Genomic DNA, 22,858 nt, shown 5'->3' on the forward strand with positions numbered 1-22,858 from the left:
GTTAGCGTGACCGCGATGATCACTCACTCCTCACGCCGATGGGGGGTCCTCACCGCGCACGGTGCATGCTGATGAGCACGCCCGTGCGGGAGGACACCCGCCTTTCCCTCTGGCGGCGCGCGCGTGCCTACGCCGTACCGCCCGCCACGATCGAGACCGCCACCGCCCGCCGCCTCGCCGGCGACTGGGCCGGCGCCTGCGCCGCGGCCGGCGTCGACCTCGACCTCGCACCCCGGACACTGGCCAGGACCCACGGCACCGAACTCGCCACGCGCGTGCGTGCCGACCTCCGCCGCCTCGCCCCCGACCTGCTCCGCCGGCACCTGCCGAGAACCGCCCCCGACGGCCTGCTCCGCCCCGGCCTGACCGTCACCCTGGCCGTCTACGACGCCCACGAGGGCGGTGGCCGGAAAGGGGAACGCCCGGTCCACCTGGTGGCCCGCACCGCCCCCGCCTGGGCCGACGCCGGCCAGCGGATCTCCCTCGCCCTCTGGGACGGCCCGCCCGCCGGCACGGACCCGCGCGGGCGGAGCCCGTACGACCCGGCTGCCGTCGCGCACCCCCACCCGCACCCCAGCCGCCGCTTCCGGTTCGACCTCCACCGGCACCTGTGGGACGCCACCCGCGCCGGAGAGCTCCGCACCAGATCCGGCGCCGACCGGCTGCCGGCCCTCCCGGCCGCCCCCGACGACCCGCCAGGACCCGGCTGGGCCGTGGACCGCTGGGCGGCCGAGGCCCGGCTCCTGCTCGCCGCGGACGGCGGGAACCCCGGCCCCGTCGTCGTACGCCTCGGAGCCCGGCACCGGCTCCTCCTCACCCTGGAGGAGGACGGGAGGGCCCGTACGGAACCCGCACCGGCGGCGAGAAGACCGGGAGGAACCCCGGGGCGCGGACCGGCCGGTCACCCGGCCGCCGGCCGCCGCGGTGACGCCGGTACGCCCCTGCTCCCCGACGCGGCGACCTGGATCCTACCCGACCTCGCGCTGCTCCGCGCCGGCCTGGTCACCCCTGACGACCTCCACCCGCTCGTCGCCGAGGCACTGGTCCCCGGACACCGGCACGTCCCGGGCGCCCGCCCGGCCGGAACGGCGGACGGACCGCGGTTCGTGGAGTGCCGGGGGAGCGTGCACCGCATCGGGCTCGTCGACGGCGTCCTCGTGCCGCTCGACCACGACCCGGACGAACTCCGCCGGGAGGAACTGCTCGTCGCCCTCTCCGGGACACCCCTCTCCTGCCTCCGGGCGATCGACGAGGCCCGCCGCAGGCCCGACTGCCTCAGCGGCGTACGCGAACGCCTCGCCCACGGCGACACGGCCGGCGCGCTCGCCGCGGTCGAAGCCCTGCTCGGCCCCGGCGCCGCCCTCCGGGACGGTCCGCTGCGCCAGGCCCTGGAACGCGCCGCCGAACGGAAGGTCCTGCACGGGCTCTACCGGGCGGGCCTGCGCGCCACCGGCCCCGAACCCTCGTCCGCATCCGCATCCGCATCCGATCCCGATCGCGGCCGTCTCCGGCGGTCCCGCAGCCCCCGGTACGACGCCCGCGCGGCCCGCCGCCGTCTCGCCCGCCGCGACCACCCGCGCCACGCTCTCGCCCGCTGACCTGCTGACGCGCTGACCCGGTGACGCGTTGACCCGCTGATCTGCCGTGCCCGTCCGCCGACGGCGCGCGCCCGGCCGTCCTCGGCCTTTCCGCCGCTTCTCCATCGCTTCCCCCTCCTTCTCCTTCTCGCTCGCGTGCCCCGGCACGCCCGCACCCACCCCAGGTGATCACCCATGCACACCCACGCCCCCGCGACGGCCGCCCCGCTCGACGTCGCCTCCGACCTCCTCGCCCTGCTCGGCGACACCCGCACCGAGCCCCGTGCCGACGACCAGCTGGAGGCGCTGACCCTGGCGGTCGCCGCCGACCTGCCGGTCCTCCTCTGGGGCGAGCCAGGCATCGGCAAGACCGCGGCCCTCACCCGGCTCGCCGAGGAGCTGGACCTGCCGCTCACCACCGTCATCGCCAGCGTCCACGAACCCACCGACTTCTCCGGGCTGCCCGTCCTCGGCGACGACCCGGCCGCGCGCGGAGTGACGATGGCGCCGCCCGACTGGGCCGTCCGCCTCGTCCGGGAGGGCGGGGGCCTGCTCTTCCTCGACGAGCTGTCCACCGCGCCGCCCGCCGTCCAGGCCGCCCTCCTCCGACTCGTCCTGGAGCGCCGGGTCGGCACCCTCACCCTGCCGCCCGGGGTACGGATCGTGGCCGCCGCCAACCCCCGCGCCTCGGCCGCCGACGGCTGGGAGTTGAGCGCGCCGCTCGCCAACCGGTTCGTCCACCTGCGGTGGACCCACGAGCACGAGGTCGTCGTCCGCGGCCTCGGCGGCACCTGGCCCCGCGTCACCCTGCCCCGTCTCGACCCGCTGCGGCTCCCCGAGGCGGTGGACCGGGCCCGCCGGGCGGTGTGCGGGCTGCTCGGCGCCCGGCCGCCGCTCGTCCACCGGCTGCCGGCGGAGGAGACCCGCCGGGGCGGCCCCTGGCCCTCGCCCCGCAGCTGGGACATGACGCTGCGTCTGATCGCCTTCGCGACCGTCGCGGGCTCCTCCCGCGAGGTCCTCTCCCTCCTGGTCCGCGGCACCGTCGGGGACGGTCCGGGCTTCGAACTCCTCGCCTGGCTCGACCGGATGGACCTCCCCGACCCCGAGGACCTCCTCGCCGACCCGGCCGGCGCCGTGCTCCCCGAACGCGGCGACCGGCGCCAGGCCGCCCTCGAAGGCGTCGTCGCCGCCGTCCGGGAACGCCCCGCCCGCGACCGCTGGGACGCCGCCTGGGCCCTCCTCGCCCGCGCCGCCGAGACCGGCCCGCCGGACCTCGTCGTCGTCCCCGCCACCACGCTCGCCGCACTCCGCCGCGACGACTGGGACGTCCCCGTCGCCATCGAACGCCTCGCCGGGGCCGTCGGCCTCTCCCGGCGCGCGGTCCGGCCCGCCGCGACGCGGGGGCGCCGATGAGCACCCCCGCTGCCTCTCCTGCCTCCGCCGCCTCCGTCCGCCCGGCCGGGGAGGCCCTCGACCACGACAAGCTGTACACGGCCCGGCTCTACGCCGTCCGCGTCCGCCCCTACCTCGCCACCGCCCTCTTCGCCCTCCGGGTCGTGCCCTCGCGTCACGTCCCCACCATGGGCGTCGACCGGCACTGGCGGATGTACGTGTCCCCGGCCTTCGTCGACCGCACACCGATGCGGGAACTCGCCGGCGTCTGGGTCCACGAGGTCGCCCACCTGCTCCGCGACCACCACGGCCGCGGCGACCGCCTCGCCCGCGACCTCGGCTCCGGCGACGACGAGGCCGAACGCCTCCGCATGAACATCGCCGGCGACTTCGAGATCAACGACGACATCTACGGCGACGGCCTCCCGCGCCCCGCGGGCGCCCTCCACCCCGGCATGATCGAGATGGCCACCGGGCTGCTCATGGAGGACTACCTCCGGGCCGTACGCATCACGCCCCGCACCCCCGAGATGGCCTGGCTCGACTGCGGCAGCGGCGCCGACGGCCGCGACCGCGCGTGGGAGCTCGGCCCCGACGGCGCCGACGGCCTCAGTCCCCAGGAGCGGGAGGCCGTCGTGTACCGCGTCGCCCAGGGCATCACCGGTCTGCCCGGCACCGCCCCCGAGGGCTGGCGGCGCTGGGCCGAACAGGTCTGCCACCCGCCCCAGCCCTGGCGCGAACTCCTCGGCGCCGCCCTCCGCGCCGCCGTCTCCTCGGCGGGCGCCGGCGACGACTACACCTACCGCCGCCCCGCCCGCCGCGCCGCCTCCCTCCCCGGCGTCGTCCTCCCCGGCCTCCGTCGCCACCCTCCCCGCGTCGGCGTCGTCATCGACACCTCCGGCTCCGTCTCCGACGCCGAACTCGGCAGCGCCCTCCTCGAAGTCACCGCCCTCACCCGCGCCCTCGGCGGCCGCCGCGACCTGGTCACCGTCGTCTCCTGCGACGCGGCCGCCCACACCGCCCAGCGCCTCTGCGCCGCCGCCGAGGTCCCCCTCGTCGGAGGCGGCGGCACCGACCTCCGCGCCGGCTTCGCCCGCGCCCTCCGCCTCACCCCCCCGCCCCGACGTCCTCGTCGTCCTCACCGACGGCCAGACCCCCTGGCCCGAAGCCGCCCCCTCCTGCCGTGTCGTCGTCGGCCTCTTTCCCCGCCCACCCGTCTCGGGGCCGGACGACGACGAGGACGGCATGGCTCCGGACCGGCCGCCGGGGTGGGCGCGGGTGGTGGAGATCGGGTGAACGGGATGGGATCCGGCATCCGGGATCCTGGATCCCATACCTCGGATCCAACATCCGGGACATTGGATCCAATGTCCCGGATCCGAGATCCACCCTCCTGGATCCAAGATGTCGGATCCAGGATGTCGGATCCGTCTTCCTGACGAGCGGGCTCCCGTACGCCCCGCCCTGCGTAGCCTGAACCCATGAGGCAGGACGCCGATCCCGGGCTCTTCGGGCCCCGCTCCGTGACCTGGCAGCTGCACAGTGATCCGGTGATGTGGATCGCCGGGGTGCGGGCCCTGTACCTCCAGGCCCTGCACCCCGTCGCCGTACGCGGAGTCATGATCAACAGCAGCTTCCGGGAGGACCCCTGGGGGCGGCTCATGCGGACGGCGAGCTTCGTCGGGACGCTCAGTTACGGGACGACGGAGGCCGCCGAGGAGGCGGGCGCGCGGGTGCGGAGGATCCACCGGCTGCTCGGGGTGGACGACCCCGCGCTGCTGCTCTGGGTGCACTGCGCCGAGATCGACTCGTACGTCTCGGTCGCACGGCGCTCCGGACTGCCGCTGACCGGGGGGCCGGCCGACCGGTACGTGGACGAACAGCGCACCTCCGCGCGGCTCGTGGGGCTCGCCCCCGCGACCGTACCGGGTACGGAGGCCGGGCTCGCCGCGTACTTCGACTCCGTGCGCGGCGAACTCGCCGCGGGCGAGGACGCGCACGCCGTGCTCGACTTCCTGCGCAGACCGCCCGTGCCGCCGGCGCTGCTCGCCGGGCGGGCGCTCGTCTGGCGGCGGATCAGCTCGCTCGCGTACGGCACCCTGCCGGACTGGGCCCACGCCCTCTACGGCCGGCCCGTACCGCCCGCCGCCACCGTCACCCGGCGCCTCACCGCCACCGCCGGCCTGCTGCGCCGCATCCCCGCGGAGCTCCGCTGGCGGCTTCCGCCCCGCCACATCCTCCGCGCCATGGACCGCCTCGGTCCGGACGCCCGGCCCGACCCGTACACACTGTCCGAGCGTGCGGCCATACTGGACGGGCCGGAGAGCGTGCACGAAGACGACGGGGGCGACGGCACACGATGGGGGACATCAGACTGATCCAGGGGCGCTACCGCCTGCACGAGGTCATCGGACGCGGCGGCATGGGCGAGGTGTGGCGCGCCACCGACGAGGCGCTGGGCCGGGGGGTCGCGGTCAAGTGCCTCAAGCCGCTCGGCCCGCACCAGGACGCGGGCGTGCAGACCGTGGTCCGGGAGCGGTTCCGCCGCGAGGCCAGGGTCGCGGCGGGGCTCCAGCACCGGGGCATCACCGTCGTCCACGACTTCGGCGAGTACGAGGGCGTGCTCTTCCTCGTCATGGAGCTCCTGGAGGGCCGCAACCTCAGCCAGCTCCTCGCCGCCGAGGCCAGGAACCCGCTGCCGGTCCACGAGGTCGTCGACATCGCCGACCAGGTCGCCGACGCCCTCGACTACACCCACCGCATGGGGATCGTGCACCGCGACCTCAAGCCCGCCAACATCATGCGGCTGCGCGACGGCACGGTGAAGATCTGCGACTTCGGGATAGCGCGCCTCGGGGCCGACATGGGGTTCACCTCGCGCCTCACCGGCACCGGCATCGCCATGGGCACCCCTCACTACATGTCCCCGGAGCAGATCGGCGGCGGCGACATCGACCACCGCAGCGACCTGTACTCGCTCGGCTGCGTCCTGTACGAACTCGCCACCGGCGCGCCGCCGTTCGACCTGGACGACTCCTGGGCCGTCCTCGTCGGCCACCGGGACACCGTGCCGAGGCCGCCGCGCGCCCACCGTTCCGAGCTGCCCGACTACTTCGACCGGCTCGTGGTCGACCTGCTCGCCAAGGTGCCCGACCAGCGTCCGAGGGACGCCTCCGACCTGCGCCGCCGCATCGTCGACGGCCGTACGACCGGTGGCGGTACGGCCATCGGCGGGACGCGCCCCCTGCCGGTCCCGGAAGCGGGCGGCACGCCCGCGTGGGCCCGGAACCTCACCGGCGGGCCCCGACCCGCCGCGCCCGGCGTACCCCGCGTCGCCGGCCACGATCCGGCCGCGGCCGTCCTCACCACCGAGTGGACCACCGCGGGGCCGGGCACCGAGGGCTCCGACGGCCCGGCCCGGCCCGCGGCGGACGCCACGTCCGAACTGCTCGCCGTGCTCGCCGCCCGTCACCGGGCGGGCCTCGGCCTCGGCCGGCTCGGCCGCTGGACGGAGGCGGAGGAGCTACACCGTTCCGTCGCAGGGGACCGGACCCGGGTCCTCGGCCCCGACCACCCCGACACCCTGGCCAGCGCCTACGAGGTCGCCTTCGCCCTGGGCCGCCTCGGGCGCACGGCCGAGGCGCTGGAGGCCTTCGAGCGCGTCGCCGAGGCCCGGGACCGCGTCCTCGGCCCCGACCATCCCGACACCCTGGCGGCCCGTCAGGAGCGCGCCTACACCCTCGGCCGGCTGGGCCGGCACGCCGAGGCGCACGCGCTCTACGCCGACGTCCTCACCGTCCGCGAGCGCACGGCCGGTCCCGACCACCCCGACACCCTGCGCTGCCGCCACAACCTCGCGTACACCCTTGCCCGGCTCGGGCGCCTGGAGGAGTCGTACCGTACGGCCCTGGCGGTCGCCGACACCCGGACCCGGCTGCTCGGTCCCGACCACCCCGACACCCTCGTCACCCGCCACGAACTCGCCCACACCCTGGGCCGCCTGGGCCGGGCCGAGGAGGCCCTCGACCAGTACCGCGCTGTCGCCGAGGGCCGCGCCGCCTCGCTCGGCCCCGACCATCCGGACACCCTCGCAGCCCGCTACGAGACCAGCGCCTGCCTCGGCCGGCTCGGGCGGGCCGCCGACGCGCTCGCCGTCTGCCGGGACCTGGTCGCCGTCCGTACGCGGACCCAGGGCGCCGACGCCCCGGAGACCCTGCGCGTCCGGCACGCCCTCGCCGTCCACCTCGCCCGGCTCGGCCACTGGCAGGAGGCGCTCGACACCGTCCAGGCGGTGCACGCGGCCCGTCGGCGGGTCCTCGGTTCCGACCACCCCGACACCCTGCGCAGCCTCCGCGAGACCGCCGCTGTCCTCGGCCGCCTCGGCCGCTGGAACGAGGCCCTCGCCCCGTTGCGGTCCCTCTCCGAGGCCCGCGGCCGGACCCTCGGCCCCCTGCACCCGGACACGCTCACCGCCCTGGCCGAGCTCACCCACTGCCTCGACCGGCTCGGCCGCCACACCGAGGCCGACGCCGTCCGGCGCGGCGGCACCGCGGGCACGCCCGGCGGGCCGACCGCCACCGACGCCCGCTGAGTCGGCCCCGACCGCACTGATTTAATGATCGACGTGATCGACGACCGCCCCGGCGACGCGGGCCCCGAGCCCCGCGCACCCGCCCCCGACCCGGACCCCGGACCCGCGCGGGTCGACGTCGACCTGTGGCAGCTCCGGGTGGACCACGTCTCCGAGGACGACCTCGACCCCTCCGAACTCGACGCCGAGGAGCGCGCCCGGCTCACCGCCCCCCTCCGCGTGGCGGACCGCCTCCGGTACGGCGTCGGCCACATCGCCCTGCGCCGCCTCCTGGCACCCCGCCTGGGCGTCGCGCCCGCGGCGATCACGTACCACAGGGAGCCCTGCCCCGGCTGCGGCGCCCTCCACGGCCGCCCGGCCGTCGTCGGCCCGCCCGGCACCCCGCACTTCTCCCTCTCCCACAGCGGTGGTGTCGTCCTCATCGGCATCGCCGCCCGCCCCGTCGGTGTGGACGTCGAGACCTTCCCCAGGGCCGGCACCGCCCGCGAGGTGACCACGGCCCTCCACCCGGGGGAACAGGCCGAGATCGCCGGGGCCGGGTACGCGCCCGAGGTGTTCGCCCGCGTCTGGTCCCGCAAGGAGGCATACCTCAAGGGGCTCGGCATCGGCGTCGCCCGCTCCCTGGACAAGGACTACCTCGGCGAGCGCGATCCCTCCGCCCTCCCCGGCGGCTGGGACGTCCGGAGCGTGCCCACCGCCGACGGCCACGCGGCGGCCGTCGCCGTCGCGGGAACCCTGGGACTGCTCCGTACGGGGTGGCTCCCGGCCTCCTTCGTCACCGCCGGGGCCGTCGGCGAACCGGCCTGAGCTGGGACGACGCGTCGGTGTGAAGCTGAACTGCGAGCGCGCTTAAGAAAACCTCGATGGACCGCGGGCCCTCGGTACGGAAGATTCTCCTCCGAGGATCTTGGGCACGCGCGCGTGCCCTGACCCGTACATCACAGGACGCGCACGTCGGGAGCCGTGGCATTGAAGGCATTGGTCAAGCTGAAGGCGGAGCCGGGACTCTGGCTCACGGACGTGCCCGAGCCGGAGACCGGCCCGGGGGACGTACTGATCAAGGTCAAGCGGACCGGTATCTGCGGTACGGACCTGCACATCCGTTCCTGGGACGGCTGGGCGCAGAAGACCATCGCCACGCCGATGACCATCGGCCACGAGTTCGTCGGCGAGGTCGTCTCCGTCGGGCGTGACGTCTCCGACATCGCCGTCGGCGACCTGGTCAGCGGCGAGGGCCACCTCGTCTGCGGCAAGTGCCGCAACTGTCTCGCCGGCCGCCGCCACCTCTGCCGCGCCACCATCGGCCTCGGCGTGGGCCGCGACGGCGCCTTCGCCGAGTACGTGGCGCTGCCCGCCTCCAACGTGTGGGTGCACCGCGTCCCGGTCGACCTCGACGTCGCCGCGATCTTCGACCCCTTCGGCAACGCCGTCCACACCGCGCTCTCCTTCCCGCTGGTCGGCGAGGACGTCCTGGTCACGGGTGCCGGCCCGATCGGCATCATGGCCGCCGCCGTCGCCAAGCACGCCGGCGCCCGCAACGTCGTCATCACCGACGTCAGCGAGGAGCGCCTCGACCTCGCCCGCAAGGCCGGTGTCACCCTCGCCCTGAACGTCGCCGAGAAGACCATCGCCGACGGCCAGCGCACCCTCGGGCTCAAGGAGGGCTTCGACGTCGGCCTGGAGATGTCCGGCAACCCGCACGCCATGCGCGACATGATCGCCAACATGACCCACGGCGGAAAGATCGCCATGCTCGGCCTGCCGAGCGAGGACTTCGCCGTCGACTGGGCGAGGATCGTCACCTCGATGATCACGATCAAGGGCATCTACGGCCGCGAGATGTTCGAGACCTGGTACGCCATGTCCGTCCTCCTGGAGGGCGGGCTCGACCTCTCCCCGGTCATCACCGGCCGGTACCACTACAGCGACTACGAGGCCGCCTTCGACGACGCGGCCTCCGGCAAGAGCGGCAAGATCATCCTCGACTGGACTGCGGGAGCCTGACCCATGTTCGATTCCGTACGCGACGACGTCCGCGCCACCCTCGACGAGATCCGGGCGGCCGGCCTGCACAAGCCCGAGCGGGTCATCGGCACCCCCCAGTCGGCGACCGTCGAGGTCACCGCAGGCGGCCGTCCGGGCGAGGTGCTGAACTTCTGTGCCAACAACTACCTGGGCCTCGCCGACCACCCCGAGGTCGTCGCCGCCGCCCACGCGGCCCTCGACCGCTGGGGCTACGGCATGGCCTCCGTCCGCTTCATCTGCGGCACGCAGGAGGTGCACAAGGAGCTGGAGGCCCGTATCTCGGCCTTCCTCGGCCAGGAGGACACGATCCTCTACTCCTCCTGCTTCGACGCCAACGGCGGCGTCTTCGAGACCCTCCTCGGCGCCGAGGACGCGGTCATCTCCGACGCCCTCAACCACGCCTCCATCATCGACGGCATCCGCCTCTCCAAGGCCCGCCGCTTCCGCTACGCCAACCGCGACATGGCCGACCTGGAGCAGCAGCTCAAGGAGGCCACCGAGGGCGGCGCCCGGCGCAAGCTGATCGTCACCGACGGCGTCTTCTCCATGGACGGCTACGTCGCCCCGCTGGACGAGATCTGCGACCTGGCCGAGCGCTACGACGCCATGGTCATGGTCGACGACTCGCACGCCGTCGGCTTCGTCGGCGCCGGCGGCCGCGGCACCCCCGAGCTGCACGGCGTCATGGACCGCGTCGACATCATCACCGGCACCCTCGGCAAGGCCCTCGGCGGCGCCTCCGGCGGCTACGTCGCGGCCCGCGCCGAGATCGTCGCCCTGCTGCGCCAGCGCTCCCGCCCGTACCTCTTCTCCAACACCCTCGCCCCGGTCATCGCCGCCGCCTCCCTCAAGGTCCTCGACCTCCTGGAGTCCGCCGGCGACCTGCGCGAGCGCCTGAACGCCAACACGAAGCTGTTCCGCACCCGCATGACCGAGGAGGGCTTCGACATCCTCCCCGGCGACCACGCCATCGCCCCCGTCATGATCGGCGACGCGGCGGAGGCCGGGAAGATGGCCGAGCTGCTCCTGGAGCGCGGCGTGTACGTGATCGGCTTCTCGTACCCGGTCGTCCCGCAGGGCCAGGCCCGCATCCGCGTCCAGCTCTCGGCCGCCCACTCCACCGAGGACGTGAACCGCGCGGTGGACGCCTTCGTGGCGGCCCGCGCCGAGCTCCGCGGCTGAGCTCTGGATCAGGGATCTTGGATCCAATATCCCGAATCCCCTCTCCAGAATTCTGGATCCAGGATTCCGGATATTGGATCCACAACCCAGACCAGGGGCATGAGCGCCGCCCCCGGCCTGGGAGACTAGGCACATGATCGAAGCACGGCGGTTGCACATCCTCCGTGCGGTGGCCGACCACCGCACGGTCACGGCGGCGGCCGCCGCGCTCTACCTCACCCCCTCCGCCGTCTCCCAGCAGCTCGCCGCCCTGGAGCAGGAGACGGGCCACCGCCTTGTGGACCGCAGCGCGCGGGGGGCCAGGCTCACGCCGGCCGGCGAGATCCTGCTGAACCACGCCAACGCCGTGCTCGCCCAGCTGGAGCGGGCGGAGGCGGAGCTCGCCGCCTACGGCTCCGGCGAGGCGGGGACGGTCACGGTGGCGGCGTTCGCCACCGGCATCGGGCTGGTCGTCGCACCGGCCATCGCGGACCTCGCCGGCACCTCGCCCGGCATCCGGGTCAGGGTGCGGGACGCCGAGGGCGACGAGAGCCTGCTGATGGTCCTGGACCGGCAGGTGGACGTGGCCGTGGCGGTCGAGTACCGGGGAGCGCCGGGCGAGGACGACGACCGCCTCACCCGGGTCCCGCTCTACGCGGAACCCTTCGACGCGGTGCTTCCGCCCGGCCACCCCCTCGGGGGCAGCGACCGGATCGTCCTCGCCGACCTCGCCAAGGACGCCTGGATCGGCCAGTCCGCGGGCAACCCCTGTCACGACGTCACCGTCCTGGCCTGCGAGTACGCCGGGTTCGCACCCCGCTTCGAGCACGTCTCGGACGACTTCAGGGCCGTTGTCGCGCTCGCCGCCGCAGGCGCAGGAGTGGCCCTCGTGCCCCGCTCGGCCCTGCGTGGCATGGACCTCACGGACGTCGGGATCCGGCCCGTGGACGGCGTCGCCCCCACCCGCCGCGTCTTCGCCGCCGTACGCCGGGGCGCCGAGGACCACCCCCTCATCCGCCCCGTCCTGACGGCTCTCCGCGCCGCCGCGGCCCCGGGCGCCGGAACCCCCTGGAACCCGTCCCCCTGACCGGCCGACGGAGTGCTCAGCCGACCTCCTCGGAGCGGGGGGTGACACGGGCGGCGAGGAGGGCGACGTCGTCCTCGAAGGTGCCGCCGCGGGCTTCGACGAGGGCGTCGACGAGGTCGGGCAGCGGCCTGCCGACGTAGGTGGCGGCGATGCCGGCCGCCTTGCCCATGCCGGTGTCGATCGGCTCGCCGCGCTGTTCCACCAGGCCGTCGGTGTGCAGGAGCAGGATGCTGCCGACCGGGAGGGGTTCCTCGTGGTCGGGGCGGGGCAGGTCGGGGTCGACGCCGAGGGGCAGACCCGTGTCGGCGTGCAGATAGCGGGCTTCGTGGCCGGGTGTGACCAGGAGCGGGGGGAGGTGGCCGGCGCTGGCCCACTGCAGGCGGCGGCCGGGGCCCTCGGGTGCGAGGCGGGCGATGATGACGGTGGCCATGGGGCCGCCGTGCAGTTCGTGCAGCACGACGTCGAGCCGGTGCAGGATGCGGCTGGGCGGCTCCTGTTCGTCGAAGGCGATCACCCGGAGCATGTTGCTGATCTGGCTCATCACGGTGGCCGCCGGGATGCCGTGACCCATGACGTCGCCGAGCATCAGGCACGGGACGCGGTCGGGCAGGTGGATGAGGTCGTACCAGTCGCCGCCGATCCGCGGCGCCTCGGTGGAGGGCTGGTAGTGGGCGTGCAGCTCAAGGCCGTCCAGGCGCGGCATGTCCGGGAGCAGGCGCCGCTGGAACTCCTCGGTGGCCCGGCGCAGCTGCTCGTACAGGCGGGCGTTCTCGATCGCCACGCCGGCGGCGCTGGCCAGGGCGGTGACGACGGCCTCGTCGTCGTCCGTGAACGGGCCGCCGTCGGTCTTGTCCGCCAGGTACAGGTTCCCGTAGACGGTGTTGCGGACCCGGATCGGCACCCCCAGGAGGGTGCTCATCCGCGGATGCCCCTCCGGGAACCCGGCGGCGTGCGGGTGATGGGCCAGGTCCTCCACGCGCAGCGGCGCCGGGTCACGGACCAGGTCACCGAGCAGGCCGGTGCCGTGCGGGAGCGTGCCGCTGAGCCGGGCGGTCAGGTCCGCCCCGAACCCGGACGTGATCAGGTCGGTGAAAGCGCCGCCCCCGCCGAGCACGCCCAGGGCGGCGTAGCGGGCCCCGACCAGCTGCCGCGCCGTGCCGATGATCTTGTGGAGGACCAGGTTGAGGTTCAGCTCGCGGCTGATCGCCAGGACCGAGTCCAGCAGGTCCTGCATCCGCCCGTGCGCCCGGGCGAGCTGGCGCAGCCCCTGCTCCAGCCGGTCCAGGTTCTCTTCCCCGAGGCTCTTCGCCGGCGAGGCGGATCGGCCCGGCCCCTTGTCCTCCTGGCTCATACGGCGCCCCTCTCGTCGAGCGCGGTCGAACGTGAGCGAAGCCCATCTGTCGTCTACCCGCGGCCGGACCTCACATGCTCAGGGCCCGCCTGAGTACCGGCCCGCCGGAGCAGCAGCGGAGTGGCCAGGAGGAGGGCGCCCGCCGCGGCGAGGGCGGTGCGCGGCCCGGTGACGGCGGCGAGGAGGCCCCACAGGGCGGTCAGGGCGGCGACGGACAGGCCCGCGCTGACCGACCAGGCGGCCAGGGTGCGGGAGAGCCGGGCGGGATCCGTGTGGCGGAGCCGGTGGGTGGCGAGGACCGGGTCGAACACGCCGCAGCACGCCACCAGGCCGAGCTGCACCCCCCTCACCACCGCCATCCCGGCGGCGCCGGACGGCACGACCGCGAGCCCCGGCGACCAGCAGGAGCGCAGCACGCCCGCCGTACGGAGCACGCGACCGTCACCGAACCGGGCCACCAGCCGGGGAGCCAGCCGCGAGCCGACGAGCCCGCCGACGCACGGCGCCGCGAAGACGAGGCCGTACTGCAAAGGGGAGAAGCCCAGGTCGCGCAGGAGGAGCATGGCGAGCAGCGGCTCGGAGGCCATGATCGGACCGTTGACCGCGATCGCGTCCCTCCGGGCGCCGCACCGGTTCCGGCTCCGTCCCGCCGATGGAGCGGATGCCCAGGGCGGAGAGGAGATGACTGCAGGCATCGGCGAGGATCGTCGTCACCGGCCCGAAGAGCCCGATCGCGGCGCCGCCGAGCGGCGGCCCGGCCATCGAGGCCGTCCAGTTCGTGGCCTCGAAGCGGCTGTTCGCGACGAGGAGGTCGTCCGGCGGCACCAGCCCCCTCAGGAGGGCGCCGCTCGCCGCGCGGAACGCGATGTCCGCCGCCGCGACGGCCACGGAGACCACGAGGAGCTGGGCGAAGCCCAGCCACCCCAGCAGATACGCGGCGGGGACGCTGGCCAGCGCCCCGAACCGGACCAGGTCCCTCGTGACCATGACGGGCCGCTTGCGCCGGAACTCCACCCACGGCCCGAGCGGCACCGCGAGCACCGCCCCCACCGCTCGCCCCGCCGCCGCCGGCGCCGCGACCTGCGCCGGACCCGAGTCCAGCACGACCACCGCCAGCAGCGGAAAGGCGCCGAAACCGAGCCACGTCCCGTACGTGCTCACCGCGTACGCGGCCCACAGCTGGCCGAACCGCCCTCCCAGCGACCGCCGCGCCACCACGCCCCCACCGTCCTTCCCACTCCACTCCGCCCCGCCCCGGACCGCCGACTCTCCCCGCGCCGGAGCCGCGACCGGCCACCGCGCGGGCCACCCCTCAGTCCGCCGAGCGGTGCCAGCCGGCCGCCTCGACGCGGGCCGCGTCCGACGGCCGGGCCTCGTCGAAGAGGACCCGGCCCGCGCCGTCCAGGACCCGGAGCCCGGTCACGTACACCCCGCGTCCGACGGTGGGCGAGCCGGTGGCGTACCGGAAGCGGAGGCGGACGGGGGCTCGGTGCGGCAGGTCGGCGGTGAGACGGTGCCAGCACCGGCCGGACCAGCCGGTGGCCGTGCCGTCCGGGTGGAGGCGCTCGGCCTCCGGCCGGTCGAGCGGGACGGTACGGAAGGGGACGGGGCGGCCGCCGGCCGTGTCCTCCAGGACGAGCCGGTCGGTCTCCGGCGCCGTGTCCCACCACAGCAGACAGCTGAACCGGGCCGCGCCCGGACCCGTCGGCGGAAGGGCGAGCGTGGCGCCCTCGGGGGCCGCCATGCCCGAGAACCAGGCCGTGGCGCCCGCACCGGCCGGAGGGCGTACCGGGATCGCCCGGGCGAGACGGTCGGCGGCCGCCACGCGGGGGGCCGAGCCGGAACGCCAGGTGCGGACGGGGTGCACCGCGTTGGCGAGGAGGATCAGGAACGCGTCGGCCTCCGGGTCGAGGACCAGACTGGTGCCGGTGAAGCCGGTGTGCCCCGCGGTGCGCGGCCCGGAGAGGGCGCCCATGTACCAGCGCTGGTCCAGCTCGAAGCCGAGACCGTGCGCGTGACCGGGGAAGGCCGCGTTGACGTCGGTGAACAGGAGGTCCACGGAGGCGGGGGAGAGGATGCGGACGGAGCCGTACGCGCCGCCGTCGAGGAGCGTCCGGGCCAGGACCGCGAGGTCGCGGGCGCGGGAGAAGATCCCGGCGTGGCCCGCGACCCCGCCCATCGCGTACGCGTTCTCGTCGTGGACCTCGCCCCGCACCATGCCCCGGTCAAGGCGCGCCCACGGCCGGCGGGCGTCCTCGGTCGCCGCGGTCTCCGCCCGCCACGAGAGCGGGGGAACGAACCGCGTGCGGTGCATCCCGAGCGGAGCGGTGATCTCGTCGTGGAGCAGTGTCTCCAGACCGCGACCGGTGATCCGTTCCAGGAGCAGGTGCGACGCGATCAGGTTGAGGTCCGAGTAGCGGTACGCCGAGCCGGGCGGCGACTCCGGCTCCTCCTCCCGCAGCAGCCGCAGCCGCCCCTCCCGGTCCGGCGCCCTGTACAGCGGCAGCTCCGCCCGGAGCCCCGAGGTGTGCGCGAGCAGCTGCCGGACCGTGATGCCCGCCTTCCCCGCCCGCCCGAACCCGGGCAGGTACGCGGCGACCCGCTCCCCGAGCTCCAGCGTGCCCCGCTCGACCTCGCGCACGGCGAGGAGGGAGGTGAAGAGCTTGGTGAGCGAGGCCAGGTCGAAGACCGTGTCGGGGGTCATCGGCACCCGCAGCTCCGGGGGGAGCCCGACCGCCGTGTCGCTCTCCTCGTCGTACGCGGCCCAGCGCACCGCCCAGCCGACCGCCCGGTGCAGCGCCACCGTCCCGCCCCGCCCGGCGAGCACCACGGCCCCCGCGCACCACGGATGCACGGGGGAGGGACCGAGGAACCCGCGCAGGTCCTCGACCATGCCCTCCAGCTCCCGTCCGAGCAGCCCGGCCTCCTCCGCCGTACCCCACCGCAGCACGCCGTCCACCCGTCCGCCTTCCCGTCCTCCGCCCCGCCCGCCCGTACGGTCCCAGCCTCCCCCGGGCCCGCCCCGTCGGCCCGCACCACACCCACAGCCCCCCACCAAAGAATCTGACGCTCCATCAGGAAACCTCTTCCCTCCGCCACGCCGCTGCGGCATCCTGCGCCCATGGAGACGGAGCTGAGTCGCACACTGGGGATCGAGCACGCCATCTTCGGCTTCACGCCCTTCCCCGCGGTCGCCGCCGCCCTCAGCCGGGCCGGCTGCTTCGGCGTCCTGGGCGCGGTCCGCTACACCGCACCGGACGACCTCGCCCGCGACCTCGACTGGATGCAGGAGCACACCGGCGGACGGCCCTACGGCCTCGACGTCGTCATGCCCGCCAAGAAGGTCGAGGGCGTCACCGAGGCCGACGTCGAGGCCATGATCCCCGCCGGGCACCGGGAGTACGTCCGCTCGGTCCTCGCCAAGCACGGCGTGCCCGAGCTCGCCGAGGGCGAGGCGTCCGGCTGGCGGATCACCGGCTGGATGGAGGAGGTCGCCCGCAGCCAGCTCGACGTGGCCTTCGACTACTCCGTCAAGCTGCTCGCCAACGCCCTCGGTTCCCCGCCGCCCGACGTCGTCGCCCGCGCCCACGAGCACGGCGTGCTCGTCGCGGCGCTCGCCGGGAGCGCCCACCACGCCCGCCGGCACGCCGAGGCCGGCATCGACATCGTCGTGGCCCAGGGGTACGAGGCGGGCGGCCACACCGGCGAGATCGCCTCCATGGTGCTCACCCCCGAGGTCGTCGACGCCGTCTCCCCGCTGCCGGTGCTCGCCGCCGGCGGCATCGGCAGCGGCGAGCAGATCGCCGCCGGGCTCGCCCTCGGCGCCCAGGGCGTGTGGCTCGGCTCGATCTGGCTCACCACCACCGAGGCCGAACTCCACTCGCGCGCCCTCACCGCCAAGCTCCTCGCCGCCGGCTCCGGCGACACCGTCCGCTCCCGCGCCCTCACCGGCAAGCCGGCCCGCCAGCTCCGCACCGAGTGGACCGACGCCTGGGAGGACCCGGCGGGACCGGGCCCGCTGCCCATGCCGCTCCAGGGCCTGCTGGTCGCGGAGGCCGTCTCCCGGATCCAGAAGTACGAGGTCGACCCGCTGCTCGGCACCCCCGTCGGGCAGATCGTGGGCCGGATGAACTCCGAGCGCAGCGTCCGGCAGGTCGTCGACGAGCTGACCCGAGGCTTCGAGAAGGCCGTCGACCGGATCAACCGGATCGCCGGAAGGGGGCGGGGATGAGCGGCGACACGCCACCGAACGGTTTCTGGGCCCAGGCCGCCGCGGACCCGGACCGTACGGCCCTGGTGGCGCCGGACGGCGAGGAGTGGTCGGCCGGCCGGCTGCTCGCCGCCGCGAACCGCATGGTCCACGGGCTGCGCGCGGCCGGCCTGGAACGCGGCGACGCCTTCGCCGTCGTCCTGCCCAACGGCGCAGAGTTCTTCACCGCCCATCTCGCCGCCACCCAGGCCGGTTTCTACCTCGTGCCGGTCAACCACCACTTCGTGGGCGCGGAGATCGCCTGGATCGTCGCCGACTCCGGCGCCAAGGTGCTGATCGCGCACGAGCGCTTCGCCGAGGCGGCCGTCGCCGCCGCCGAGGAGGCGGGCCTCGCGCCGAGCCACCGGTACGCCGTCGGCACGGTCCCCGGCTTCCGTCCGTACGCCGAACTCCTCGACGGACAGCCGGAGTCGGTGCCCGCGGCCCGGACCCTCGGCTGGGTCATGAACTACACCTCGGGCACCACGGGACGCCCCCGGGGCATCCGCCGCCCCCTGTCGGGCCGCCTCCCCGAGGAGTCCCATCTCGGCGGCTTCCTCGGCATCTTCGGCATCCGCCCCCACGACGGGAACGTGCACCTCGTCTGCTCGCCGCTCTATCACACGGCGGTCCTCCAGTTCGCCGCCGCGTCGCTGCACATCGGGCACCCGCTGGTGCTCATGGACAAGTGGGCGCCGGAGGAGATGCTGCGGCTGATCGACACGTACGCCTGCACCCACACCCACATGGTCCCCACCCAGTTCCACCGGCTCCTCGCCCTCCCCGAGGAGATCCGCGAGCGGTACGACGTGAGCTCGATGCGGCACGCCGTCCACGGCGCCGCGCCCTGCCCCGAACACGTCAAGCGGGCGATGATCGCCTGGTGGGGCGGGTGCGTGGAGGAGTACTACGCGGCCAGCGAGGGCGGCGGCACCTTCGCGACGGCCGAGGAGTGGCTGAAACGGCCCGGCACGGTCGGCCGCGCCTGGCCGATCAGCGAGATCGCCGTCCTCGGCGACGACGGCAAGCGCCTCCCGCCCGGCGAACTCGGCACCGTCTACCTGAAGATGAACACCGGCGGCTTCCAGTACCACAAGGACGAGGCGAAGACGGCGAAGAACCGCGTCGGCGACTTCTTCACCGTCGGCGACCTAGGCCACCTCGACGAGGACGGCTACCTCTACCTCCGCGACCGCAAGATCGACATGATCATCTCCGGCGGCGTCAACATCTACCCCGCCGAGATCGAGGCCGCGCTCCTCTCCCACCCCGCCGTCGCCGACGCCGCCGCCTTCGGCATCCCGCACGCCGACTGGGGCGAGGAGGTGAAGGCGGTCGTCGAGACCGCCGAGGGGTACGAGGAGGGGCCGGCGCTCGCCGAGGAGATCCTGGCCCACTGCGCCGGCCACCTGGCCGGTTTCAAGCGCCCGAAGTCCCTCGACTTCATCGCCGCCATGCCCCGCGACCCCAACGGCAAGCTCTACAAGCGCCGACTGCGCGACCCGTACTGGGAGGGGCACGAGCGCCCGCTGTGACCCGGAGCGCCCGGGAGGCCGGGGCCCTCCCGGGCGCCGACGGCGTTCCGTGTCCCTCCGGACACGGAACGGGCCGGCGGGTCGCCCCCTCCAGCCCGTCGCGCTGAGGACCCGGTCAGGGCTTCAGGGTGTCCTTCGCCTTCTGGCCGGCCCGCTGGGCCTTCCCGGTCATCTTCTCGGCCTTTCCCTCCATCTCCATGCTCTCGTTCCCCAGGGCCTTGCCCGTGGTCTCCTTGGCCTTGCCCTTCGCGGTCTTGGCCATGCTCTTGGCCTTCTTGCCGCCGGCCATGTCCGTCACCTCGGAACCCTTGCTCGTCGTACGGTGTGTTCCCCGACCACGGCGAGTACCCCGGATCCGGCCGGTCACGCACCCGGCCCGCCTTCGCCGCCCGCCGCCGTCCCCTCCTGTTCGGTCCCTGACGGCCACGACACGCAGCGCGGGCGAGCGCAGGATGTCCTCCTCGCGGAACCGGGAGGTCACCCACCGCCCGCCCGCGCACAGCCTCGTCCGGTCGCTGTGGTGCGGCGAGTCGGGGTTCGAGGGCGGGGAGTACGTGAGCAGGGTGCGGGCCGCCGGGCAGTGTCCGCCGTCCCAGCCGACCGCCTGCACATGGCTCGTGCCGTGCGCGACCTCCACGTAGCCGCCGCCCACAGCTCCGCCACCGCGTCCGCCGGCGCGAGGTGCTCCCGGGAACGGCGGGAGAAAAGCGTGCGGACGGGCAAGGCGCCTCCCGACGGGCATGCGGTGAAAGCAGGTCGGGCCATCCAGTCAGCCGCGCCCACGCCTTGTCGACATGCCGTTCGGTATCCGAGGCCGGGAGTCGCACGCCCGGTACGCCGGGGCCCGAGGCCCGCCCCGGCGTACCGGGCTTCCGCTCAGCGCCGGCGCAGGACCTCCGCGATCCGGGAGAAGCCGTCCGCACCGTGACCGAGCGCCACGGTGCGGCGGGCCAGCCCCTCGGCGGCGCGCATCACGCCCGAGTCGATGGCGTGCGCCTCCGCGGCGTGCACGACGTGCGCCATCGTCGACACCGCCGACGTCAGCGGATTGACCGCACCGGAGTAGGTGCCGTCCTCCACGTCCCCGGCGAACTCGTCGAAGATCGGCGGCAGGATCCGCGCGATCCCCGCGGCGAACGGGGCCAGTTCGCGCGGCGAGACGCCCTCCGCGTCCGCCAGCGCCAGCGCGTGCGTGAAGCCGGCCATCGCCGTCCAGAAGATGTCGAGCAGCGCGATGTCGTACGCCGCGGCCCGGCCGACGTCCTCGCCGAGGTGGGTGTGGGTGCCGCCGAGCGCCCCGAGCAGCGCCCGGCTCTCCTCGTACAGCTCGGACGGGCCGCTGAAGAGGAACACACCGTCCGGCGAGCCGATCGTGCCGGCCGGCGTCATGATGGCGCCGTCGAGGTAGCGGATGCCGTGCTCCTCGGCCCAGCGCCCGGTGTCCCGGGCCCGTCCGGGCGTGTCTGCGGAGAGGTTGACCAGGACGCGGCCCTTGAGCGCGGCCTCGACCGCGTCCTGCCGCAGCACCGCGTCGGTGGCGTCGTAGTCGACCAGGCAGACGACGGTCAGCGGGCTCGCCGCGACCGCCTCGGCGACGCTCGCCGCCGGGATCGTGCCCCGCTCGACGAGCTCGGCGCCGCGGCCGGGCGTACGGTTCCACACCGTGGTGCGCACCCCGGCCGCGAGGAACGCGCCGGCCAGGGCGCGGCCCATCGGACCGAGGCCGAGCACGGTGACGGCGGCGGGCCGCGACATGGACTGCGGCGTGGACTGCGGGTCGACGGACATGAGTGAACTCCTGTGCAGAGAATGCGGATTGCGGTGGATTAAGGTGGGTACGGCGACGGCGCGGCGGAACGGCCGCGCACGCCCGGGCACACGGACGGCGGAACGGGAGAGGGACGATGGCGCGCATCCGCCTCGACGACGGCGGGGTCTGCGGCGTGGCCGCGGCGATCTCCGTGCTCGACGGCAAGTGGAAGACCCTGCTGCTGTGGCTGCTCGAATCAGGGCCGCACCGGCCCGGCGAACTGCGCCGGAAGGTGCCGCGGATCAGCGAGAAGGTGCTGACCCAGGCCCTGCGCGAGATGGAGGAGGACGGACTCGTGCACCGTGAGACGCACGAGGTCGTGCCACTCAGGACCGTGTACTCCCTGACCGGGCACGGTCTCGCACTCTCGCGTGCGCTGGCGCCGCTCTCCGACTGGGGCCACGATCACCTCGACCGGCTGGCCGAGACCCGCGACGCCTCCTGACTCCCTCCTTCCGGACCCTCGCGGCGCCGTCCCCGTGAACGTCCTCAGCCTCTCCCGGGGCGCGGACGGCGACAAGTACCCACTAAAAAGTGGGTACTCCGCCCCCCGGGGCTCACCGGTCCCGCAGGTCGACGATCCGCTTGATCTTGCCCACCGACCGCTCCAGGGTCTCCGGGTCCACCACCTCGACCGCGACCGAGACGCCGATGCCGTCCTTGACCGCCCGCCCGATCGCCCGCGCCGCCTCCGCGCGGTCCTCGGGCGTCGCGTCCGCGCGGGCCTCCGCCCTGACCGTCAGCGCGTCGAGCCGGCCCTCGCGGGTCAGACGCAGCTGGAAGTGCGGGGCGACGGCGGGGGTCCGCAGCACGATCTCCTCGACCTGGGTGGGGAAGAGGTTCACCCCGCGCAGGATGATCATGTCGTCGCTGCGGCCCGTGACCTTCTCCATCCGCCGGAACGCGGGCCGCGCGGTACCCGGCAGCAGCCGGGTCAGGTCCCGGGTGCGGTAACGGACCACCGGCATGGCCTCCTTGGTGAGCGAAGTGAAGACCAGCTCGCCCTCCTCGCCGTCCGGCAGCACCTCGCCCGTGACCGGATCCACCACCTCCGGATAGAAGTGGTCCTCCCAGATGTGGAGCCCGTCCTTGGTCTCCACGCACTCCTGCGCCACACCGGGGCCCATCACCTCCGACAGGCCGTAGATGTCGACCGCGTCGATCGCGAACCGCTCCTCGATCTCCGCGCGCATCGCCTCCGTCCACGGCTCGGCGCCGAAGACGCCCACCTTGAGGGAGGTGGAGCGCGGGTCCACGCCCTGCCGCTCGAACTCGTCGAGCAGCGTCAGCATGTAACTGGGCGTCACCATGACGATCTCGGGCTCGAAGTCCTGGATCAGGCGCACCTGACGGGCGGTCATGCCGCCGGAGGCCGGGATCACCGTGCAGCCGAGCCGCTCGGCCCCGTAGTGCGCCCCGAGGCCGCCGGTGAACAGGCCGTAGCCGTACGCCACGTGCACCCGGTGGCCCGGGCGGGCACCGGCCGCGCGCAGCGAGCGCGCCACCACCTCGGCCCACACCTCCAGATCGCCCTCCGTGTAGCCGACGACGGTCGGCAGGCCGGTGGTGCCGCTGGAGGCGTGGATCCGGCGGACCCGCGACCGGTCCACGGCGAACATCCCGAAGGGATAGTGCTCGCGCAGGTCCGCCTTGGTGGTGAAGGGGAAGCGGGCCAGGTCGGCGAGGGAGCGGCAGTCGTCGGGGCGGACCCCGGCCGCGTCGAAGGCGCGCCGGTGGAAGTCCACGTTCGCGTACGCGTGCCGCAGCGTGCTCCGCAGCCGTTCCAGCTGGAGCGCCGCCAGCTCCTCGCGCCCGAGCCGCTCGCCGCCGTCCAGCAGTTCCTTCATCCGCCGCCACCCCTCGCACTCGTCCGTACTCGTCCGCACTCGCCCGGTCGTCGCCCGCGTGAAGCGGGCGACCGATCATTCGGTAGATACGTGTGGAGGTCAGTAAAACGTTCCCGGAGAGGGCGTTGGCAAGAGCCCGGCACCACCTTTCCCCGGCGAGTGGGTGCGCCGGTGTCACCCCATGGGGTGGGTTCCCGGAGCCGTACGCATACGGGCCGCGAGCTCAGGGCACC

At 74.6% G+C, this 22,858-nt stretch carries 16 protein-coding genes and 3 pseudogenes; 12 read left to right on the forward strand and 7 right to left on the reverse strand.

All coding sequences use genetic code 11. The features are described from left to right. The first annotated feature begins 65 nt into the window (after positions 1 to 65). The 9 genes and pseudogenes from QK442_RS11565 to QK442_RS11605 all read left to right on the forward strand — a co-directional run bounded on the left by QK442_RS11565 (position 66) and on the right by QK442_RS11605 (position 11,833). A complete protein-coding gene (locus QK442_RS11565) occupies positions 66 to 1,598 on the forward strand; it encodes a hypothetical protein (RefSeq protein WP_282693805.1) in 1,533 nt (510 codons plus the stop codon). A gap of 174 nt (positions 1,599 to 1,772) precedes the next feature. After that, entirely contained in the window at positions 1,773 to 2,990 is a 1,218-nt protein-coding gene (locus QK442_RS11570) for a MoxR family ATPase (RefSeq protein ID WP_282693806.1), read from the forward strand. Beyond that, positions 2,987 to 4,265 (forward strand): annotated as a pseudogene (locus QK442_RS11575) (VWA-like domain-containing protein). The gene QK442_RS11570 and the pseudogene QK442_RS11575 overlap by 4 nt, the downstream one beginning before the upstream one ends. Positions 4,266 to 4,450: 185 nt before the next feature. Beyond that, positions 4,451 to 5,347, forward strand: coding sequence for an oxygenase MpaB family protein (locus tag QK442_RS11580; protein ID WP_282693807.1), 897 nt, complete (start codon positions 4,451 to 4,453; stop codon positions 5,345 to 5,347). Then, positions 5,329 to 7,560 carry a serine/threonine-protein kinase gene (locus tag QK442_RS11585; RefSeq protein ID WP_282693808.1) on the forward strand — a complete coding sequence of 744 codons (2,232 nt, stop codon included), beginning with the start codon at positions 5,329 to 5,331 and terminating at the stop codon, positions 7,558 to 7,560. The genes QK442_RS11580 and QK442_RS11585 overlap by 19 nt, the downstream gene beginning before the upstream one ends. A 24-nt stretch (positions 7,561 to 7,584) precedes the next feature. Continuing rightward, positions 7,585 to 8,367 (forward strand): 4'-phosphopantetheinyl transferase superfamily protein, encoded by a 783-nt coding sequence (locus QK442_RS11590; RefSeq protein ID WP_282693809.1) that lies wholly within the window; start codon positions 7,585 to 7,587, stop codon positions 8,365 to 8,367. 162 nt (positions 8,368 to 8,529) lie between these two features. Continuing rightward, positions 8,530 to 9,564: an L-threonine 3-dehydrogenase gene (tdh, locus tag QK442_RS11595; RefSeq protein WP_282693947.1), complete on the forward strand. Its 1,035-nt coding sequence runs from the start codon at positions 8,530 to 8,532 to the stop codon at positions 9,562 to 9,564. A gap of 3 nt (positions 9,565 to 9,567) precedes the next feature. Beyond that, complete coding sequence (locus tag QK442_RS11600; protein ID WP_282693810.1) at positions 9,568 to 10,767, forward strand: glycine C-acetyltransferase; 1,200 nt, start codon at positions 9,568 to 9,570, stop codon at positions 10,765 to 10,767. Between the two features lie 133 nt (positions 10,768 to 10,900). After that, entirely contained in the window at positions 10,901 to 11,833 is a 933-nt protein-coding gene (locus tag QK442_RS11605; protein WP_282693811.1) for a LysR family transcriptional regulator, read from the forward strand. A 16-nt stretch (positions 11,834 to 11,849) separates the two neighbouring features. Here QK442_RS11605 and QK442_RS11610 read toward each other — a convergent pair whose 3' ends face one another. From QK442_RS11610 to QK442_RS11620, 3 genes and pseudogenes are all read right to left on the reverse strand, one after another. Further along, positions 11,850 to 13,184 carry a SpoIIE family protein phosphatase gene (locus QK442_RS11610; RefSeq protein WP_282693812.1) on the reverse strand — a complete coding sequence of 445 codons (1,335 nt, stop codon included), beginning with the start codon at positions 13,182 to 13,184 and terminating at the stop codon, positions 11,850 to 11,852. A 53-nt stretch (positions 13,185 to 13,237) separates the two neighbouring features. Next, positions 13,238 to 14,402: pseudogene (locus tag QK442_RS11615) on the reverse strand (MFS transporter). Positions 14,403 to 14,496: 94 nt separating this feature from the next. After that, the gene (locus tag QK442_RS11620; protein ID WP_282693813.1) at positions 14,497 to 16,143 is read right to left on the reverse strand and encodes a serine hydrolase domain-containing protein; all 1,647 of its coding nucleotides are present in this window, start codon (positions 16,141 to 16,143) and stop codon (positions 14,497 to 14,499) included. A 162-nt stretch (positions 16,144 to 16,305) separates the two neighbouring features. On the opposite strand from QK442_RS11620, the gene QK442_RS11625 reads away from it, so the two are divergent. Both QK442_RS11625 and QK442_RS11630 read left to right on the forward strand, forming a co-directional pair. Continuing rightward, positions 16,306 to 17,415, forward strand: coding sequence for a nitronate monooxygenase family protein (locus QK442_RS11625; RefSeq protein WP_282693814.1), 1,110 nt, complete (start codon positions 16,306 to 16,308; stop codon positions 17,413 to 17,415). Next, positions 17,412 to 18,968, forward strand: coding sequence for an acyl-CoA synthetase (locus QK442_RS11630; protein ID WP_282693815.1), 1,557 nt, complete (start codon positions 17,412 to 17,414; stop codon positions 18,966 to 18,968). The genes QK442_RS11625 and QK442_RS11630 overlap by 4 nt, the downstream gene beginning before the upstream one ends. Before the next feature lie 115 nt (positions 18,969 to 19,083). Here QK442_RS11630 and QK442_RS11635 read toward each other — a convergent pair whose 3' ends face one another. The 3 genes and pseudogenes from QK442_RS11635 to QK442_RS11645 all read right to left on the reverse strand — a co-directional run bounded on the left by QK442_RS11635 (position 19,084) and on the right by QK442_RS11645 (position 20,756). Next, complete coding sequence (locus QK442_RS11635) at positions 19,084 to 19,257, reverse strand: CsbD family protein (RefSeq protein ID WP_282693948.1); 174 nt, start codon at positions 19,255 to 19,257, stop codon at positions 19,084 to 19,086. Positions 19,258 to 19,377: 120 nt separating this feature from the next. After that, positions 19,378 to 19,614 (reverse strand): annotated as a pseudogene (locus tag QK442_RS11640) (penicillin acylase family protein); the annotation flags it as partial. A gap of 230 nt (positions 19,615 to 19,844) precedes the next feature. Then, the gene (locus QK442_RS11645) at positions 19,845 to 20,756 is read right to left on the reverse strand and encodes an NAD(P)-binding domain-containing protein (protein ID WP_282693816.1); all 912 of its coding nucleotides are present in this window, start codon (positions 20,754 to 20,756) and stop codon (positions 19,845 to 19,847) included. 116 nt (positions 20,757 to 20,872) lie between these two features. On the opposite strand from QK442_RS11645, the gene QK442_RS11650 reads away from it, so the two are divergent. After that, positions 20,873 to 21,223 (forward strand): helix-turn-helix domain-containing protein, encoded by a 351-nt coding sequence (locus QK442_RS11650; protein WP_282693817.1) that lies wholly within the window; start codon positions 20,873 to 20,875, stop codon positions 21,221 to 21,223. Between the two features lie 112 nt (positions 21,224 to 21,335). On the opposite strand, the gene paaK is transcribed toward QK442_RS11650, so the two are convergent. Then, positions 21,336 to 22,625, reverse strand: a complete 1,290-nt coding sequence (gene paaK / locus QK442_RS11655; RefSeq protein ID WP_282693818.1) for a phenylacetate--CoA ligase PaaK — start codon at positions 22,623 to 22,625, stop codon at positions 21,336 to 21,338. Positions 22,626 to 22,858 lie beyond the last annotated feature (233 nt).

Source organism: Streptomyces sp. CC208A, from assembly GCF_030010625.1.
Lineage (GTDB): Bacteria > Actinomycetota > Actinomycetes > Streptomycetales > Streptomycetaceae > Streptomyces.

Bases quoted from the DNA above. Each gene is read 5' to 3' on its own strand.
- QK442_RS11565 (WP_282693805.1), top strand. From the start codon at position 66: ATGCTGATGAGCACGCCCGTGCGGGAGGACACCCGCCTTTCCCTCTGG.
- QK442_RS11570 (WP_282693806.1), top strand. From the start codon at position 1,773: ATGCACACCCACGCCCCCGCGACGGCCGCCCCGCTCGACGTCGCCTCC.
- QK442_RS11580 (WP_282693807.1), top strand. From the start codon at position 4,451: ATGAGGCAGGACGCCGATCCCGGGCTCTTCGGGCCCCGCTCCGTGACC.
- QK442_RS11585 (WP_282693808.1), top strand. From the start codon at position 5,329: ATGGGGGACATCAGACTGATCCAGGGGCGCTACCGCCTGCACGAGGTC.
- QK442_RS11590 (WP_282693809.1), top strand. From the start codon at position 7,585: ATGATCGACGTGATCGACGACCGCCCCGGCGACGCGGGCCCCGAGCCC.
- QK442_RS11600 (WP_282693810.1), top strand. From the start codon at position 9,568: ATGTTCGATTCCGTACGCGACGACGTCCGCGCCACCCTCGACGAGATC.
- QK442_RS11605 (WP_282693811.1), top strand. From the start codon at position 10,901: ATGATCGAAGCACGGCGGTTGCACATCCTCCGTGCGGTGGCCGACCAC.
- QK442_RS11610 (WP_282693812.1), bottom strand. From the start codon at position 13,184: ATGAGCCAGGAGGACAAGGGGCCGGGCCGATCCGCCTCGCCGGCGAAG.
- QK442_RS11625 (WP_282693814.1), top strand. From the start codon at position 16,306: ATGGAGACGGAGCTGAGTCGCACACTGGGGATCGAGCACGCCATCTTC.
- QK442_RS11630 (WP_282693815.1), top strand. From the start codon at position 17,412: ATGAGCGGCGACACGCCACCGAACGGTTTCTGGGCCCAGGCCGCCGCG.
- QK442_RS11635 (WP_282693948.1), bottom strand. From the start codon at position 19,257: ATGGCCGGCGGCAAGAAGGCCAAGAGCATGGCCAAGACCGCGAAGGGC.
- QK442_RS11645 (WP_282693816.1), bottom strand. From the start codon at position 20,756: ATGTCCGTCGACCCGCAGTCCACGCCGCAGTCCATGTCGCGGCCCGCC.
- QK442_RS11650 (WP_282693817.1), top strand. From the start codon at position 20,873: ATGGCGCGCATCCGCCTCGACGACGGCGGGGTCTGCGGCGTGGCCGCG.
- paaK (WP_282693818.1), bottom strand. From the start codon at position 22,625: ATGAAGGAACTGCTGGACGGCGGCGAGCGGCTCGGGCGCGAGGAGCTG.